This window comes from Lysobacter sp. TAB13 (genome assembly GCF_052113885.1).
In the GTDB taxonomy this organism is placed as follows: Bacteria; Pseudomonadota; Gammaproteobacteria; order Xanthomonadales; family Xanthomonadaceae; genus Lysobacter; species Lysobacter gummosus.
Genome location: NZ_JBFRDR010000082.1, coordinates 1 through 649 on the forward strand (window position 1 = coordinate 1; position 649 = coordinate 649).

General features: G+C 65.7%; 1 protein-coding gene. It reads right to left on the bottom strand.

From position 1 onward, the window contains the following. Nucleotides 1–23: 23 nt before the first annotated feature. Nucleotides 24–649, bottom strand: a 626-nt coding sequence (locus AB4Y92_RS25215) for a LysR substrate-binding domain-containing protein (protein WP_441822106.1), incomplete at its 5' end; no start/stop codon positions are given.

A 649-nucleotide genomic window follows, 5' to 3' on the forward strand; every position in this document is an offset into this window, starting at 1 on the left:
GGCCAGGGCCCATGAAGACGACATCAAGGTGCAACGGATCGCCGTGGCTGCCTGAGRCCGKAKKKGCGGCTCCKTTCATTCGTYTCCCGGATCAGAGCGATCAGCGCGCGCAGGCCGGCCGGGACGTGCCGGCGGCCGGGATAGTAGAGACAGAGGCCGGGAAAGGGCGGGCTCCAGTCCTCCAGCACCGGGATCAACGCCCCTGAGGCGATATGCGGTGCGACCGACCATTCGCTGAGATAGGCAAGACCGGTCCCGGCGAGTGTCGCCTCCAGCATCAGGGTCATTTCGTCGAGGGTGAGTGATCCCGGCACATCGATCTCGACCTGCTCGCCGCGCTGCTCGAATTCCCAGTGATAGATCGCGCCGCTCGCCATCCGCGCGCGAATGCATCGGTGCTGGAGCAGGTCGCCCGGCACGRCAGGCCTGGTGCGCCCCTGGAAATAGCCGGGCGATCCCACCACGACCTGTCGCAAGGCGGGGCCGATCGGAACCGCGATCATGTCCTGCGGGACGGTCTCCGCCAGCCGGATACCGGCGTCGAAACCCTGTCCGACGATGTCGACCAGGCGTCCTTCGGTGACGAGAAAGACGTTCATGTCCGGGTAGCGCCTGAGATATTCGAGGATCAGCGGCGTCAGGATCATTC